The 17193-nt window shown below is 36.5% G+C and carries 16 protein-coding genes; all 16 read left to right on the top strand.

The features are described from left to right. Nucleotides 1-15: 15 nt before the first annotated feature. The 16 genes from AB1349_03440 (at nucleotide 16) to AB1349_03365 (ending at nucleotide 17157) form a co-directional block, all read left to right on the top strand. The gene (locus tag AB1349_03440) at nucleotides 16-1092 is read left to right on the top strand and encodes an ornithine carbamoyltransferase (GenBank protein ID MEW6556389.1); all 1077 of its coding nucleotides are present in this window, start codon (nucleotides 16-18) and stop codon (nucleotides 1090-1092) included. Between the two features lie 134 nt (nucleotides 1093-1226). Then, complete coding sequence (locus AB1349_03435; protein ID MEW6556388.1) at nucleotides 1227-2888, top strand: methylmalonyl-CoA mutase family protein; 1662 nt, start codon at nucleotides 1227-1229, stop codon at nucleotides 2886-2888. A gap of 92 nt (nucleotides 2889-2980) precedes the next feature. Continuing rightward, on the top strand, nucleotides 2981-3415 hold the full coding sequence (locus tag AB1349_03430; GenBank protein ID MEW6556387.1) for a cobalamin B12-binding domain-containing protein: 435 nt from the start codon (nucleotides 2981-2983) through the stop codon (nucleotides 3413-3415). Continuing rightward, nucleotides 3412-4122, top strand: coding sequence for a GTP-binding protein (locus AB1349_03425; GenBank protein MEW6556386.1), 711 nt, complete (start codon nucleotides 3412-3414; stop codon nucleotides 4120-4122). Before AB1349_03430 ends, AB1349_03425 begins: the two co-directional genes overlap by 4 nt. Beyond that, nucleotides 4116-4517: a methylmalonyl-CoA epimerase gene (mce, locus tag AB1349_03420; protein ID MEW6556385.1), complete on the top strand. Its 402-nt coding sequence runs from the start codon at nucleotides 4116-4118 to the stop codon at nucleotides 4515-4517. The genes AB1349_03425 and mce overlap by 7 nt, the downstream gene beginning before the upstream one ends. Next, nucleotides 4514-5836: a site-specific DNA-methyltransferase gene (locus tag AB1349_03415; protein MEW6556384.1), complete on the top strand. Its 1323-nt coding sequence runs from the start codon at nucleotides 4514-4516 to the stop codon at nucleotides 5834-5836. Before mce ends, AB1349_03415 begins: the two co-directional genes overlap by 4 nt. Before the next feature lie 95 nt (nucleotides 5837-5931). Next, nucleotides 5932-6408 (top strand): hypothetical protein, encoded by a 477-nt coding sequence (locus AB1349_03410; protein MEW6556383.1) that lies wholly within the window; start codon nucleotides 5932-5934, stop codon nucleotides 6406-6408. 136 nt (nucleotides 6409-6544) lie between these two features. Next, entirely contained in the window at nucleotides 6545-7450 is a 906-nt protein-coding gene (locus tag AB1349_03405) for a hypothetical protein (GenBank protein ID MEW6556382.1), read from the top strand. After that, a complete protein-coding gene (locus tag AB1349_03400; GenBank protein MEW6556381.1) occupies nucleotides 7447-7875 on the top strand; it encodes a PIN domain-containing protein in 429 nt (142 codons plus the stop codon). Before AB1349_03405 ends, AB1349_03400 begins: the two co-directional genes overlap by 4 nt. Before the next feature lie 8 nt (nucleotides 7876-7883). After that, entirely contained in the window at nucleotides 7884-9884 is a 2001-nt protein-coding gene (locus AB1349_03395; GenBank protein ID MEW6556380.1) for a DEAD/DEAH box helicase family protein, read from the top strand. After that, nucleotides 9871-10221, top strand: a complete 351-nt coding sequence (locus AB1349_03390) for a TnsA endonuclease N-terminal domain-containing protein (protein ID MEW6556379.1) — start codon at nucleotides 9871-9873, stop codon at nucleotides 10219-10221. The genes AB1349_03395 and AB1349_03390 overlap by 14 nt, the downstream gene beginning before the upstream one ends. Nucleotides 10222-10225: 4 nt before the next feature. After that, nucleotides 10226-11416, top strand: a complete 1191-nt coding sequence (locus AB1349_03385; GenBank protein MEW6556378.1) for a CoA transferase — start codon at nucleotides 10226-10228, stop codon at nucleotides 11414-11416. Then, nucleotides 11406-12812 carry a lactate racemase domain-containing protein gene (locus AB1349_03380; protein MEW6556377.1) on the top strand — a complete coding sequence of 469 codons (1407 nt, stop codon included), beginning with the start codon at nucleotides 11406-11408 and terminating at the stop codon, nucleotides 12810-12812. The genes AB1349_03385 and AB1349_03380 overlap by 11 nt, the downstream gene beginning before the upstream one ends. A gap of 12 nt (nucleotides 12813-12824) precedes the next feature. Further along, complete coding sequence (locus tag AB1349_03375) at nucleotides 12825-14402, top strand: FAD-binding oxidoreductase (GenBank protein MEW6556376.1); 1578 nt, start codon at nucleotides 12825-12827, stop codon at nucleotides 14400-14402. 142 nt (nucleotides 14403-14544) lie between these two features. Further along, nucleotides 14545-15387 (top strand): fumarate hydratase, encoded by an 843-nt coding sequence (locus AB1349_03370; protein ID MEW6556375.1) that lies wholly within the window; start codon nucleotides 14545-14547, stop codon nucleotides 15385-15387. A gap of 108 nt (nucleotides 15388-15495) precedes the next feature. Then, nucleotides 15496-17157: a hypothetical protein gene (locus AB1349_03365; protein MEW6556374.1), complete on the top strand. Its 1662-nt coding sequence runs from the start codon at nucleotides 15496-15498 to the stop codon at nucleotides 17155-17157. Nucleotides 17158-17193: the final 36 nt, after the last annotated feature.

The following is a 17193-nucleotide window of genomic DNA, read 5'->3' as shown; positions in this document are numbered from 1 at the left end:
AAGGAGGACGGAGTTATGAGGTCTAACAAGTTTTTGGGACGGGATTGGATTGATGCGGAGCTGGATTTTACAAAAGAGGAATGGGAAACATTGATTGATGTTGGGCTGGAGTTAAAGCGTCGGCATGCGATGAATGAAGACCAGACGCATATACTGCGAGGGAAAACATTATTTACGATGTTTTTCAATCAGTCATTAAGGACAAGAAGCACATTCGCAGCCGGCATTCAGCAATTAGGCGGTTTCCATGTTGATTTAGAGCCGGGCAAAACATATACACCCGCAAGAAAGGGTTATGAAGTGCCTTATAAAACAGAACGAATTTGCGATGTCGCTCAGATGCTTTCCCGCGTTGGTGATGCGATTGCTATAAGAGCATACGGTGAGGTTGGGCAGTGGATTTATGGCTTCACTAATGCGATGATAAAAGAGTTTGCTTACTACTCTGACATTCCACTTATCAATATGGAATGTGATAAATTCCATCCGACGCAGGCACTCGCGGATATGATTACTATTAAAGAAAAATTTGGCGAGTTCAAGAAGCGAAAATTCGTTATGTCTTGGGCATATTCGGGTTCAACACATAAACCCTACGCAGTTCCTCAATCGCTTGTTCTCGCACCGTGCAAGATGGGTATGGATGTTGTTTTCGCAAGACCGAAAGGTTTTGAACTTGACCCGGAAGTTATCAAAAAATGTAAAGAGTTCGTGAAACAAACCGGCGGCTCATTTAAGGAAACGGATAGTATGACGGATGCATTCAAAGGTGCGGATGTTGTGTATCCGAAATGCTGGGGTTCTGGTAAGTATTTTGCTCAGGTTGATGCGAATGGAAAAATAGTCAAAAAAGAAGACCTTGATGGAATGAAGAAACTGTTTGACCAGAACAAACACTGGATATGCGATTCAAAAAAGATGAAACTTATAAAACCATCGGGAATTTATATGCACTGCTTGCCTGCGGATAGAGATATGGAAGTTACCGACGATGTGATTGACGGTCCACAGTCAGTAGTATTTGATGAAGCAGAAAACCGTCTTCACGCACACAAGGCAATAATGACAATGATAATGGGTGGAAGATTGTAAAAGTTAGGTTAAAGGTATAAATTAAAACAAAAATAAAAACCAATATGTGCAATCCATCTGTGTAAAACTGGTTGGTCTACAAAAATAGAGATATCATAGAGCACCCACAGGGGTGCTTTATGTTTCATAAATAGATGAATGAAAAAATAAAAGTAGCCAAACAAAAATGGGAAGCGGAAAAGGTTGCTCCATTGTTATCTGCCCATCCAGAAAGAAAAAAAAAGTTTGAAACTTCATCACTAGAAATCGCTCGCCTGTATACTCCGTCAGATTTAGACGAGTTTGATTACCTTGCGAAACTTTCGTTTCCAGGCGAGTTCCCGTATACTCGTGGGGTTCAACCGACGATGTACCGTGGACGGCTGTGGACGATGCGGCAGTATGCTGGGTTCGGGACTTCTGAAGATACAAATAAAAGATACAAATATCTTTTGAAACAAGGTCAGACGGGTCTTTCAGTTGCTTTTGACCTGCCTACACAGATAGGTTATGATTCTGACCATCAATTATCAGAAGGTGAAGTTGGCAAAGTCGGTGTTGCGATTGATTCGCTTTTTGATATGGAAAAATTATTTGATGGAATCCCATTGGATAAAGTAACGGTTTCTATGACAATCAATTCTACCGCTGCGATAATTTTAGCGATGTACATAATCGTTGCAAAAAAACAAAATATAGATATCTCAAAACTTTCAGGAACCGTTCAGAACGATCTTCTTAAAGAATATATCGCCAGAGGCACTTATATTTTTCCGCCTGAGCCATCGCTTCGTTTAACTACGGATATAATCTCTTACTGTTCAAAAAATTTGCCCAAATGGAATGCTATATCAATAAGTGGTTATCATATAAGAGAAGCGGGTGCTAATGCGGTTCAAGAGGTTGCGTTTACTCTATCGGATGGGATTGAGTATCTCAACCATTGTATAAAAGCGGGCTTATCCGTTGACAGTATCGCACCACAGTTCTCTTTTTTCTTCGGCTGCCATAATAATTTTCTTGAAGAAGTCGCAAAATTCCGTGCTGCAAGACGGCTCTGGGCAAAAATAATGAAAGAAAGATTTCACTCGCAAAATCCGAAATCACAGATGTTAAGATTTCATACTCAAACGGATGGCTGTACACTAACCGCACAGCAATCGGAGAATAATATCGTGCGTGTTACTTTACAGGCACTCGCTGCCGTTTTAGGCGGAACGCAATCACTTCATACAAACTCCAAAGATGAAGCGGTGGGATTACCGACGGAAGAATCGGTTCGGATTGCTTTAAGAACCCAGCAACTCATTGCGGAAGAAAGCGGAGTTTGCGATACGATTGACCCGTTAGGCGGCGCATATGCTATTGAAACATTGACCGATTCAATTGAAAAACAAGCCGCAGAGTATATCCGAAAGATTGATGAAATAGGTGGAATGGTTAAAGCGATAGAAAACGGATTTATTCAGCAAGAGATTCAGGAATCCGCATATCAATATCAGAAAGCAATTGAAACAGGCGAGATGACCGTTATTGGCGTGAATAGATATCAAACAGATGAAAAACCGAAACAGAAACTCCAGAAAGTTTCACAAACAGTTGAAAAAAAACAGGTTCTTAATTTAAGGAAACTAAAGAGCAAGCGTGATAATAAAAAAGTTGAAAGCGCAGTCAAAAAAATAGAAAAAATTGCCAAAATGAATGAGAATTTAATGCCTGTGATAATTGAAGCAGTTGAAAATTATGCAACCGTCGGCGAGATATGCGATGTTTTAAGGAATGTATTCGGCGAATATCAACCAAGCAGAGTGATTTAAACCAACGCTGAAAAAAAATCCGTGTAAATCTGCGTGGTAGGGACGAATTTATTTAAATGTCGCCGAATACCCCGCAGCTTGCTGCGGGGAGTATGTCATTCGCCATCAAATCAGCGGTAATCAGCGTTTTAGAGGTTGTGATGATTCGGATTTTGATTGCAAAAGCGGGTCTTGATGGACACGATAGAGGCGCAAAAATTGTAGCCCGTGCCTTAAGAGATGCGGGTTTTGAAGTTATTTATACAGGCATAAGGCAGACGCCGGAAATGGTTGTTGAAACAGCAATTCAAGAAGATGTTGATGCTATAGGCATTTCTATACTTTCAGGTGCACACAATGTTTTGCTTCCGAAAATAACAAATCTGCTGAAAAAAAAGGGTATAAAAAAAATTGTTTTTGCAGGTGGAATTATTCCAGATAAAGATATTAAATTTCTGAAAAAAAAGGGTATTGACGAAATCTTTACACCAGGTACACCAACAACCAAAATCATAGAATATCTTAAAAAATATTTTAAGTTATTATGAACCTCAATATTAATCAAATTGCTGAACAAATCCGTGCTGTTGAAGATAAAACACCCGACGGCAAAAAAATACTTCAACAACTCAAAAATTACAAAAAAAGAACAGCCGTAATAGGCATAACAGGACCGCCCGGTTGTGGGAAAAGTACACTCATAAATTGTCTTATAGCCGAATACAGAAAAGAAAACAAAAAAATTGGGGTGCTCGCTATTGACCCGTCAAGTTCAAAAACAAAAGGTGCATTGCTCGGCGATAGAATCCGAATGCAATCGCATACACTTGATAAAGATGTCTTTATCAGAAGTTTTGCAACTCGTGGTTCTCTCGGTGGTTTGTCAAAAGCGGTTGAGCCGGCAGTAAAAATTCTGGATAATGCTGGCTATGAAATTGTTATCATTGAAACAGTTGGTGCAGGTCAGAATGAGACAGAAATCAAAAAAATTGCTGATGCGGTTGTTTTAGTGACTACTGCCGATACACTTGACGATATACAATTATTAAAAGCAGGTATTATAGAAATTGCTGATGTGCTCGTTGTGAACAAAACTGATTTAAACAACAATGTATCTGTTGAACATCTAGAATCAATACTCGGTATTCCCGTAATTTTAACAGTTGCTACACAAAAAAAAGGTATTGGACAATTAGTAGAAACCATAGAAAATATTCGTGTGAATTCGTGTTTTGTTCATGGGACAAAATGTTGAAAAATATCAATCATATCGGTATTGCGGTAAAAAGTATTCAGAGTGCACTTAAACTTTACAGGGATACGCTTAAACTTGAATTCAGTGGTATTGAAGAAGTCGCTTCTGCCAAAGTAAAGGTTGCATTTCTAAAAATCGGTAAAACCAATATAGAACTTTTAGAAGCGTTGACATCTGAAAGTCCTATAGCAAAATTTATTGAAACAGAAGGCGAAGGTATCCATCATATTGCGTTTGAAACTGACGATATTGAAAAGGCACTTTCTGAAATTGCGCAAGCGGGCTATACTCTGATTGATACAAAACCCCGCGAAGGCGCACATAATACAAAAGTTGCATTTGCTCATCCGAAATCAACAGGTGGCGTATTGATAGAATTGGTACAAAAAATATGAGTGAAAATGAAAATAATAAAACCATCTCTGTAGAAGTTGAGATACCAAAACAAGCGGAGTTTTATAAAATACCTGCCAGATTTGGTTCTGTCCCGGTTGATGAAGCACCTCTTGGTTGGGAAGTTGAAATAGAATCAAGAAAGACAAAAATAACCAAGTTTGAGCATACCTATCCTCGTATTTTCCTGCCATTTCAGGAAGTCCGAAAAGTTGAGTTTGGGCATAGCGAAAAATTTTCGCCTTCCTGTCATTCCCGCGAAAGCGGGAATCTATCTGAACTTTTCCCGAAAGGTGCAAACCGACTATTTTTTGGTGATAACTTGCACATAATGAGACAGTTACCGTCAAAATCAATTGACCTAATTTATATTGACCCACCATTCTTTTCTGGTCGGAATTATAATGTTATATTTGGCGACAAAAACGAAATCCGTTCTTTTTCTGATATCTGGGAAGGTGGTATGCCGGGATATCTGGTGTGGTTAAATGCTCGGTTATATGAAACGAAACGATTATTGAAAGATACTGGTTCAATATATGTCCATCTTGACTGGCATGCAAGTCATTATGTAAAAGTTGAAATGGATAAAATTTTTGGAAGTGATAATTTTAGAAACGAAATTGTATGGGGTTACCGTACCGGAGGAACAAGTAAAAAGACTTTCGCAAGGAAACACGATGTCATTTTATTTTACACAAAGACAGACAAATACAATTTTAATGTTCAGCACTACAAATCTTGGCAACAGAAAAAATATAACTTCAGTGAGAAATATCCAGAGCATTTTGATGAAAAAGAGCAAAAGTGGTACCACCTCGCAATAGCACGAGATGTATGGGAAGACATTAATGTTCTGGGCACAGAACCTGACAATCTCGAGAGAATAGGTTACCCCACTCAAAAACCAGAAGCATTAGTTGTTAGAATTATCAAAGCATCATCTAATGAGGGCGATATTGTAGCGGATTTTTTCTGTGGTGGTGGGACTACATTAGCGGTGGCGCAGAAACTTAACCGCAGATGGATAGGTTGCGACCAGTCAAGGATTGCTGTTGCTATTACTGCTGATAGAATTTGTAGAGTGGTTGAAGACTTGTGTGGTGAAGTGGAGGAAGAAGGAAAGAAAAAACAATTGATTCAACAATCACTACTAGCAATCCCAGATTTTACAGTTGAACACTGGGGTATTTATGAGATACCACGTCTTGAAAAATTGTCAAAAGAAGAATTCAGGGAATTTGTGGTCAAGACGTTTGGCGGAAAGCCAGAAAATGTTTCACCAAATATTCATGGTTCACGGGCAGGAGTGCCTCTTTAGTAGGCGAACCATCCAGAAAAACAAAAATTACACAGGAAGATGTAAAAAAATTTTCTCAAGCAATTTTTAAGGATAGAAAAACTAATTTTGGAACAATGCTGGCATGGAACTTTGCTCCTGATGCAAAAAGAGCAGCAGAGATATTAGCAGCAAGAGAAAACAAGCGAATAGATTTTGTCCGTTTATCTCTAATCCGTCTTGAATCAAATGAATACCGTGAACATATTATAACAAAACATAAGGACTACGGTGGATTATTAAGTTTTGTCCAGCCACCTGATGTCCAAGTCAAAATTAACAGGATTAGTAAATTGAAGTATAAATTTGATGTTTCCGAATCAGTATCTTTTAATAAAGACGGTATGATTGCTAATGTCCAATGGGATTTTAATTACACAGGTAAATTTTCGTCAACAGAAGGATATTCATTTTTAAGAGATAAAACTACTGGTAAACCTATTTTAGTTGTTGAATATGAATTTCCAAAAACAGGAAAACAGACAATCGCCTGTTCTGTTCAGGATGACCAGGGTGGTGAAAAAACAGTTATTTTAGAATTGGAGGTAAAGTAAAATTTTATGTTTTTATATAAAAATATAAAAAACTTATATTTTATGTAAAGATAATCGGATAGAAAACGACTATAATGACAGAAAATATCATAAAAAATAAAAATTTATATAAAACTTTATAAGCGAGGTACTTAAAATGAAAATTAAAAAATCGTTACTGAATATTCATTTGGAGGGACTAATGGTCAAAGAAAATAAAATTTCTTTGCCTGATTTTATACAAATTATGTCAAAAACACAAACGGCAATTAAACGTTTAGCCGTAAGCATTCTTGGAAAAAGCGAAGAAATAAAAAGAGGAAGGCCATCAAAGGATATTAAAAGTATTGATAAAGCATGCACACTTGAACTTATTGGATATAAACCGGGAAGTGTTCAAGTAGATTTAGAGTTAACAAAGGGTGAGCCAGATCTATTTGAAGAACATCAAATTGGGAGGCAGGCATTAGAATATTTTATTCAAGGTGTTGATTCTTTAGGTAAAGACCCTCTTGCTATTCCCTTGTATTTCAATCAAGGTGTATTACTAACGCTTGAGGACCTTGGTCGGAATTTATCTTGTGGTATTGATGTTATAGATTTCAATTTACAAGAAGATGAAAAAGTTACAAAAGCAAGATTCAATCCTATAATTCGGGATAGGGTTGTTAAACTTTTGCAAGAACCTACTAAAGGAATGACAAATATACGAGGTGTTCTATTAGAACTTAATATTGAAAAAAGTACCTGCCAAATCTTTCCAACTGAAACAGAATATATTAAATGCAATTATGAACAAGAGATGGAGTCACTTTTAGTTGAAGGATTAAAACATCGTGTTCGTGTAAGTGGAGAAGGTAAATTTTTACCAAGTAAGACTTTACCAGAAAATTTGAAGATAAGACACATAGAAATTCTTGAACAAGAAGAAATTATAGAAGAAAAAAAAATATTTACACAAGAAAACGACCCTATTTTAATGTTATCTGGATTAGGAAAAGAAATTTGGAAAGATGTTGATCCTGATGAATATGTTCGAAAACTTAGAGAGGGATGGAAATGAGCATTGTTTTTTGGGACACTCCACTTTTTATATACCTTATTGAACAAAAGAGTAATTACGAAAAAGTAAAAAATCTACGCATTAAAATGATAGAGAACAAAGACATATTTGTAACTTCAACTTTAACACTTGGAGAATTATTGACGAAACCATTTCAAATGAACCGTCTTGATTTAGCAAATCAATATCGGCAACTTTTAACATCTAAAGCAGTTGAAATGGTAGAATTTGATGCGAAAGTAGCAGAAAATTATGCAAAAATTCGCGCCAAATTTACCCGGCAGGAAATTGCACCGCCTGATGCAATACAACTTGCCTGTGCTTCAGCATTTGGAGTTGATATTTTCTATACCAATGATAACCGATTAACGGGAAAAACAATTGATGGAATAGGATTAATAAAAAGTATTCAAGAGTTTGAGTAAAAGATAATATGTATAATTCATTTGCTAAATATGAGCAGGATTTTAGACAATGGAAAGATGCGGATTTTCCGGATGTTGGTCCATTAACCCGGGATTTCCTTGAACATCTTAAAGCATTAGGAAAATTATGGGCCCACCAAAAAGAAGCAATTTTCCGTGCAATTTATGTATATGAACTTTTACAAATGAGAAATGTTTTATTAAACATAGTTACGGGTGGTGGAAAAACAGCAATTATTGGTGCAATAATATCTTGGCTAAAAACCTGTCATAATATACACAAATTCCTTGTCTTATGTCCCAATACAATTGTCCGTGACCGTCTTGAATATGATTTCCGCAATACAAAGGTTTTCCGTGAGTTTGGTTTTTTCCCATCCGGGTGTGAGCATTATACCAACGATTTGGGATTACATCTGATGGAACCCGGATCAGCACCACAAGGTATTCTTGAAAATGGAATAATATTAGGGAATATTCACCAACTCTATCCATCAAATATAAATGGAAAGAGAAATCTTGCTTACATTATGAATTATGTAGAAGAAATAGCAATTTTTAATGATGAAGCGCATAATACACCTGCACCTGAATATGATAGTGTCCTTCATTTGTTATCAAAAAAAGTAAAATTCCGACTTGATACAACCGCAACTCCAGACCGTGCTGACGGAAAAACACCTGATTCAAAAATGATTTTTGAATATTCCATTGCAGATGCGCAGGCGGAAGTCCCACCAATTATAAAAAGTGTTGTTGTATATCAACCTAAAGTAAGTTTTGTGCAATTGACTTATACAAGTGACAAAGGTGAGAAAAGAACTATTGATGAAATGGATGAGGAATTTGAAAAGATAGAAAAGGGTTTAACTTCAACTCAATGGGTAACTGACCCTGACCCGATGAGAAAACAAATAAAGATTGCCCTTGATAGACTTGATGAACAAAAAAGAAGAGCAGATACTCTTGCTGGTGGGAAATATAGACCTATCCTGTTTGTAGTTGCTATTTGTATAAAAGATGCAGAATCAGCAAGAGATATGTTAGAAAAGGAATTTAATGTTAAAACACTGCTTGTTACAGAAAAATCTGATGAAGAAGACCGTGAAGCAGCAAGGATATTAGGTAAAAAGGATAGTCCTTATGATGCGGTTGTGAGTGTTTTAATGTTAAGAGAAGGATGGGATGTTCCTGAAGTTTGTGTGATTTTACTTTTAAGAAAATTTTCGTCACGCGTATACGGACAGCAAGTAATTGGAAGAGGGCTTCGTCTCAATGTTCGTGAAGAAGATACTCAGGAATTCTGTGCAATGGTTGACCATGAGAAACTTGACCATCAATGGTTGTGGGATATAGTAGGTGCAAAGGTTAAAAAGGATATTGTTCAAGGAACTTTATTTGGTATTGAAGATGACTTACCACCAAAAAGGAAACCGCAGATTTTAGTTAATCCTGATTTATTGATACAAATTCCAGAACCGACGGGTGATGAAGATACAAATTTTTTAGATGATTTGGAAAATATTGAAGTAATTCAAGATGATTATCCTAACTGGAAGGAAATACTGGCAGGTTTTGAGTATGGTCCTGAGGTAGAGATTTCAAGAGTAGAAATTGAAAAGGTGCTCGGGCAAAAACTTGCCGATGAGACAAATTTTATTGAATTAATTGAAGCCCCGGGATTCTCACCTGAAGTAAGAAATAAACCAGAAGAAAACAATGAAATAATCTTGGGAGAAAAACTAAAAGGGACAATTCGCGATATTGGTTCAGATTTACTTGCTGAAGAAGGTATCGGTTCTGATGAACTTGGATATTTCTATGGAGTGCTAATGGACCATATAAGAGAAAAATTTTTAGATGGCAAGACTGTTGGAACCGCAACATTAGAAAATATGAAACACGCATTAAATCATAGACACACACTGTTTCACAATTTTAAGGATAAGCCAGGACTTGTTACAAGCATCGTTAAATACAAAAAGGAATTGAATTATGCCAATAAGTGAAAAAGGAGATTTTGAAAATCCTAAAAAGAGCCCATATTCTGTTGAGAGATATGAATCTATATGGGAACTTGAATATATGAAAAAATTAGAAAAAGATAAAACAGTTAGAAAATGGACAAAAAATCATGGTATAGTAATTCAATATGTCACTGAGGCAGGAAATGTGCGTGGCTATCGCCCTGATTTTTTAGTTGAAAGAATTGATGGAAAGAAAGAACTCCATGAAGTAAAGGGTGGACAATTTTTGGAAAACCCAGACACAAAACGAAAGCATGAGTCAGCACAGAATTGGTGTAAACGTAGAAGTATGACATTTGTCATTGTAACAAAAAGATAATTTTATGGCAAAACCATTAGACGGAATTAGAGTTTTGGATTTATCGCGAGTATTAGCAGGACCTTACTGCTCAATGATACTTGGCGATTTCGGTGCTGAAATCATAAAAATAGAAAATCCTGATGGTGGTGATGACACCCGCGCATTTGGTCCGCCGTTTATAGAAGGCGAGTCCGCATATTTTTTATCAATAAACAGGAATAAAAAATCTGTCTGTATAAATCTTAAAGAAGAAAAAGGAAAACAAATTATTCGTGATTTGATTCCGAAGTGTGATGTTTTTTTGGAGAATTTTCGACCTGGAACTGCTGAAAAACTTGGATTCGGTTATTTGGACATTTGTTCTATAAATTCTAAAATAATTTACTGCTCAATTTCTGGTTTTGGTCAAACAGGTCCCGAAAAATTTCGTCCCGGGTATGATTTGGTTGTTCAAGGTATGGGTGGGATAATGGATTTAACAGGTCCTGCTGATGGTTCACCATATAAAGTTGGAGTTTCGCAAGCGGATTTGCTTTCCGGTATCTATGCCGTGCAGGGAATTCTTTTAGCGCTTTTAGCGAGAGAAAAAACGGGTAAAGGTCAGTATGTAGATGTCGCAATGCTTGACGGACAAATTTCACTTTTAACATTTCAGGCAGGGATTTATTTCACCACAGGAAAAATTCCTCAACGAAAAGGCAATCAGCATCCAACAATCTGTCCATATGAGACATTTCAAGCATCTGATGGCTACATAAATATCGCTATTGGTAACGACAAACTCTGGCAGCAATTTTGTGATTTAGTTGGATTACAAAATATAAAAAACGAAGTAAAATTTTTAACCAATCCTGAACGAGTAAAAAATAGAGATGAGTTATTTCACATTATCGCTAATGTGATAATAAAAAAAACCGTTAACGAGTGGCTAAAAATTTTTGATGATAACGGTATCCCAGCAGGAGATATACTTTCAATTGATAAAGTTGTTGAACATCCACAAACAAAAGCAAGAGATATGATAATAGAAATGCCGCATCCTAAAATAGGCAGAATAAAACTCACAGGTATCCCTGTAAAACTATCTGAAACAAAAGGCGCTCCGCAGATGCCGCCTCCAATGCTCGGCGAGCATACAGAAGAAGTTCTCAAAAAAATAATTGGCTATAATGATGAAACTATAAAAAATTTGAGGAAAGAAAATGTTATCTAATGAGATTGTATTAAATTATGGCGCGCAAGTTCTCCGTGATTTCATTCCACAAAAAACGATTGACGAAAAAAAGTTTCTACCGTTAATTCTTCCACAAAAACTACCTGTGATAAAAAATGTCAAAGAGAAATTGCTCTCTGCACTTGAAAAACCAATTGGCAAACAGAAACCATTAAGTTCTCTTATCAAAGAAAACTATAAAGATGGTGATATTTGTATTATTACCGATGACCACGATAGACCAAACATTCATACACGACTGCTCCTACCAATACTTGTTGACTTACTACTTACTACTTACCACTTACCACTTACTAAAATAAAGGTTGTTATTGCAACTGGAACACACAGACCGCCTACGGATGATGAACTTAAAAAAATTTTAGGCGAACAAATGTTCGGCAAAGTCAATTATGTAATCCATAAATGCAAAGAAAACAATATTGAGGTTGGCGAACTGAATGGCCAAAAAATAAAAATTGATTCAGTGGTGTATAATTCTGACATAATAATCCCGTTAACCGATGTGGAAAACCATTATTTCGCTGGTGTCGCAGGTGGTCCAAAATCATTCTGTCCTGGTGTATGTGATATGGATACCATCAGATATGAGCACTTGCAAATGTTCGGGCCTGAAGGTTTTGCTAAAAATGTCGGGCTTGGAATTATGGATAAAAATCCTGTTTTTGAGACAAAAGTAAGAATTGTTAAAACAATTTTGGAATCACTGCGAAAGCAGGGAAAACAGGTCTATACAATCGTATCAATCATAGATACTGAAGACGATTTGGTTTATTTAGAAGGCGGCGAACTGTTTGAAGCGCATCGTCGTGCCGCAGAGGTGCTGAAAAATGTATGGACGGTTTATACTGAAAAACAGGCGGATATTATTATTGCTGGCGCAAGTGCATGGGGTGTGAATCTCTATCAGATGGGTAAAGCAACCCACGCAGCATATAGAGCGGTAAAAAAAGGCGGGACGATATTAGTAGTCGCACCCTGTAATCAGAGTTGGGGTAATGAGGAGTTCAAAAATCTGATGAAAATCGGGATGGATGAATTAAATAAACACGATGATAAATGTAGGGTGAGCGAAGCGAATAGAATCAAAAAAGCGCTAACAAAAGTCGTTGAGGTTGTAAGTGCGGATTACAAAATCGGTAAACAGAAACCGGTTGACATTTTCCAAATACTGAATTATCTCGGCTGGGGTAATTTGCATATTATACAAGATGGCATCCCTGAAAGCGATTATCATCTTTTACCGTTTCTATTCTGGGGAAAAAATACTCAATCACCGCAGGAACGACTCAACACATGGGTTCAAAAATATCTACAAAACAAAACAATTACTGTGCTGAACAACCCGGGATATCTGGTTAAGCCGTTGGAATAGGGAACATACTTTATGAATAAGATATCCGCAATTAAACTGAGACAGGACACAGCCCAACAAAAGCCGATGCAGATTATTGAAGGGAAGGAAAAAATTTTGGAAGGTTACTTCGTTTATCTGCAAGACGAGTCTAAACTTTCAGCAGGAGAGATTCAGTATTTAGTATTTGCAGAGACGGAAAAACAGGTATCTGATTTTTTGAAAAATATGTCTGAAAAAAATATACCAGTTACAATCTCTAACGGCAGAACTGGTGTTGTTGGTGGTGCTATACCGAAATCAGGTGCGCTTCTGACAGTTGAAAAAATGGATAAAATACTTGGACATAGATATGTCGGTGACGAAATATGGGTTAAATGTCAGGCAGGTGTTGTGCTGGAGAATCTTCACAAGGAAAGCCAAAGTATTACAGGCGGTTGTTTTTATCCAGTAGATGTTACTGAAACAAGCGCACGTATTGGCGGAACAGTTTCTACAAATGCATCTGGAGAAAGAAGTTTTAAATACGGTCCGACAAGAAAATGGATAAGATCGTTGAGAGTTGTTCTTTCAAACGGCGAAGTGCTTGAAATTGAGCGTGGCAAAATTTTTGCTGAGAATAATCAACTTGAAATTGTATTTAGCAATGAGGAAAGAGTTGTTGTTAAAATACCAACCTATAAAATGCCTGATGTAAAAAATGCGTCGGGCTATTATGCAAAACCTGAAATGGACTTGATAGATCTTTTTATTGGTTCTGAAGGCACACTCGGAGTAATTACAGAAGTAGAAGTCGCACTGACAAAAAAACCTGAAAATATAATGTCAATCATTGCCTTTTTTCCTGAAGAACAGAATGCACTAAACTTTTTTTTCAAATGTAAGCAAATGCTTACATCGGCACTCGTTTTTGAGTATTTTGATTCAGGTGGCTTGAACATTTTACGAGAAAAAAAACAAGATGAAGGCGTAAACTTGGCTGTGCCTGATTTTCCTCAAAAAACAAATGCAGCCATTTTTTTAGAATTGGAATATACCGACGAAACACTTGACCAAATTTCAACTACACTTGATAAACTGCTTGTAAATAATAAATCGTCAATAGATACCGCGCTTGCTGCACTTGAAGAAAAAGACAAATTAAAAATCAGAGCGATGAGACACGCCTTACCCGAAGGTATAAATGAAACAATTGCCAGAAATAAAAGAAATTACCCAGCACTACATAAAATTTCTGCAGATATTGCAGTGCCTGAAAATAAATTACTGGAAATGATTGAGTATTACAAATCAAAATTAGTCCCGTCAGGTTTTATATACACACTTTTCGGACACATCGGCGAAAGTCATCTACATATGAATATCTTACCAAGAAACACTGAAGAATTTGAACAGGCAAAAGAACTTCATTTAGATTTTGCTAAGAAGGCGGTTTCATTAGGTGGCACAATATCTGCCGAGCACGGTGTTGGCAAAATCAAAATCCCATATTTGGAAGTAATGTATGGAAGAAACGGATTAAGACAGATGGTTGAAATAAAAAAATTACTTGACCCGAAGTGTATATTAAACAGAGGCAATATTTTTCCCGAATCATTTTTAAGTGAATAGAATTGTTTTCTCCGAATTCATTTGGGTGATAAAAAGATGCGAGGGCATAGATGGGTTTCAACCCATCTGGTTATGCCCGATGCATCAAACAATAATGTAGCCCCGACTTCAGTCGGGGTGAAGCGAAGCGAATGGAATTATTATGCGAGAAATAAATGTTAAAGAAATCACAAAAGCAGTAAAAAAAATCTGTCAGGATGCAAATTTTATTTTACCTGATGATGTATGGCAAAAATTAAAGGAAGCAGAATTAACAGAAGAATCGTCCGTCGGTAAAGAAGATCTCAAACAAATAATGGAAAATAATAGAATCGCTGAGGAAGAGAGAATACCGATGTGTCAGGATACAGGACTTGCTTGTATTTTTGTTGAAATAGGTCAGGAGATGCATATTACTGGTGGGAATCTAAATGATGCAATCAATCAAGGTGTGCGGGAAGGGTATACAGAAGGCTATTTGAGAAAATCGGTTGTTTCCGACCCGCTTGTAAGAAAAAATACAAATGATAATACACCTGCGATGATTCATACAGAAATTGTTGCTGGGGACAAACTGAAAATTACTGTGTTACCTAAAGGTGGTGGGTCTGAAAATATGTCACAGGTAGCGATGCTTCCGCCATCAGCAGGAGTTGAAGGAGTAAAAAAGTTTGTAATAGATGTTGTAAAAAAAGCTGGCTCCAACCCTTGTCCACCGATTGTTGTAGGTGTTGGTATCGGTGGCAGTTTTGATATGGTGACATATCTTGCCAAAAAAGCATTATTGCGACCATTAGATTCTTCTCATCCTAATAAATTATACGCTGATTTAGAGAAAGAACTTTTAGAAAAAATAAATAATCTCGGAATCGGTCCACAGGGTCTCGGTGGCAGAATCACAGCACTTGCTGTTTTGATAGAAACATATCCGTGTCATATAACAGCAATCCCTGTTGCTGTAAATATCCAATGCCATGCCTGTAGACGATATACAGTTGTAATTTAATGTTTCCGCGTTAGCGACAACATGAAAAGTTTTAATGAGCAAGGCAAAATATGATATTTTAAAAAGAATTGATATATTGATTGGGATTCCAAAATTAAGGGGAATGCTATGGAAGATACGAAAACAAAGTTTCCAATGGAAATTATAGGTAGTGCAATTGGCGGTGCAATAGGTGGAGTGATAGGTAAACTGTCAGCAGATATCACACTTAAATTAGCAGGATGGCTGGTATCTGGAGTAATAGGTTTTGCGATATGTGGCACTGCTATTGGCTTAGGAATCGGTATCGCCAGAAAGTCTAAACGCGAATTGCTCTGGGGAACAGTATTTGGATTTCTTGGTGGACTGATGACAATATGCACAGCAAAGATTGCACACCCTATAGGCGTGATGATAGCCGGTGCAATGATTGGTGCTTTTATTGGATTAGGATTAGGTATTACCAGGAGATCTATCACTAAAACAATACTAATGATAGTATTTGGTTTGTTAGGTGGTGGGATAGGTGGTTTAATAGGAGGACTGATAGGTTTAGAAACAGTCGTTTCAACTGCAATAGGTGGAATGATAGGCGGTAGTTTTATTGGTTTGGGAGTATCGTTAAAATTATTTTCTAAAAAAGGATTAAAAATTTTGGGAGTAGTAGTTTTAGTTTTTGTGGTTGTGGTATATGGTATTTTGAATTTTGTTTTCAGTATAAAGATAAGAAAAGAGATACAAAAAATCAAAGCTGCTGGACAACCAACAAGTATGAAAGAACTTGCTCCACCTGAAGTGCCTGATAATGAGAATGCTGATATTTTTCTTTTTGACCTCTCTGAGTTAACACCGTCTATAAAATATGAAAAAATTGTATGGACAGAACAAGAAAAGAAAAAAATTGTAGATATAATAGGTGCAACAAGTTCTACCTCTGTAGTAGTTCTTAATGCACAAGATGTCCAACTCATTAGAAATGTTGTTACAAAAAACAAAAAAGAGTTGGATATTTTGCAGAAAGCGTCTCTAAGAAAATATCTTAGGTTTAATACTGATTATACAAAAGGACCGGCAATAAAAATACCTCGTTATAGTGAAGATATAAGTAGAAATAAACTTCTTATGTGCCGGGCACTTTTGTATAAACACGATGGTAGAATTAAACAGGCACTTGATGATTATAAAACAAGTATGAAACTGAATAATCTATACTTACAACAACCATTCTTGATTTCAGCAATGATTTCTGTTGCGAATTCTAATATTTCTGTAAGAACTTTAAGAACAATAATCGCAGGCGAAAAAATCAGTAATCAAGAATATGATAAACTAATATCAGAATTAGATTCCTACAAACAACAAAAGACCATAGTAGTTAGAAAAGCATTCCTTGCAGAACGTGCATTTGAGATAGAATTTTTAGATGGCCTTCTTTGTTTTTTCCCAAAATATGAGTTAGCGGTTCTTGCAGGGCGGGAACCTTCACTGACAGCAAAAATCCTTACAATCCCATTCAGACCAATATTCCAAATTGATTATTTGTGTATGTTCAGTTACTGGGAAAAATTCTTTAATCTTTTTGATAAACCATATTACAAGGTCAGCAGAGAATGGAGTGGACTTAAACCAAAAGAAATATTTCTTCCTCTTATTCCGAACCTTGGTAACATTATAGAGAAATCAGTAAAAAAAGATAGAGATATCGACCTGAAAAACGGCTATAAACACTATTTTTTTGAGATAGCTCGTCGGAGCCACTATAAAATATATTTGCAAATTCACTCAAATTAAAGGTTTGACCTTTAAAATCGCTCTTTGAATTTTGAA

Source organism: Elusimicrobiota bacterium (assembly GCA_040757695.1).
In the GTDB taxonomy this organism is placed as follows: domain Bacteria; phylum Elusimicrobiota; class UBA8919; order UBA8919; family UBA8919; genus JBFLWK01.
The sequence above is the reverse complement of the archived record's forward strand: the minus strand, read 5'-3'. Positions and strand labels throughout refer to the sequence as shown.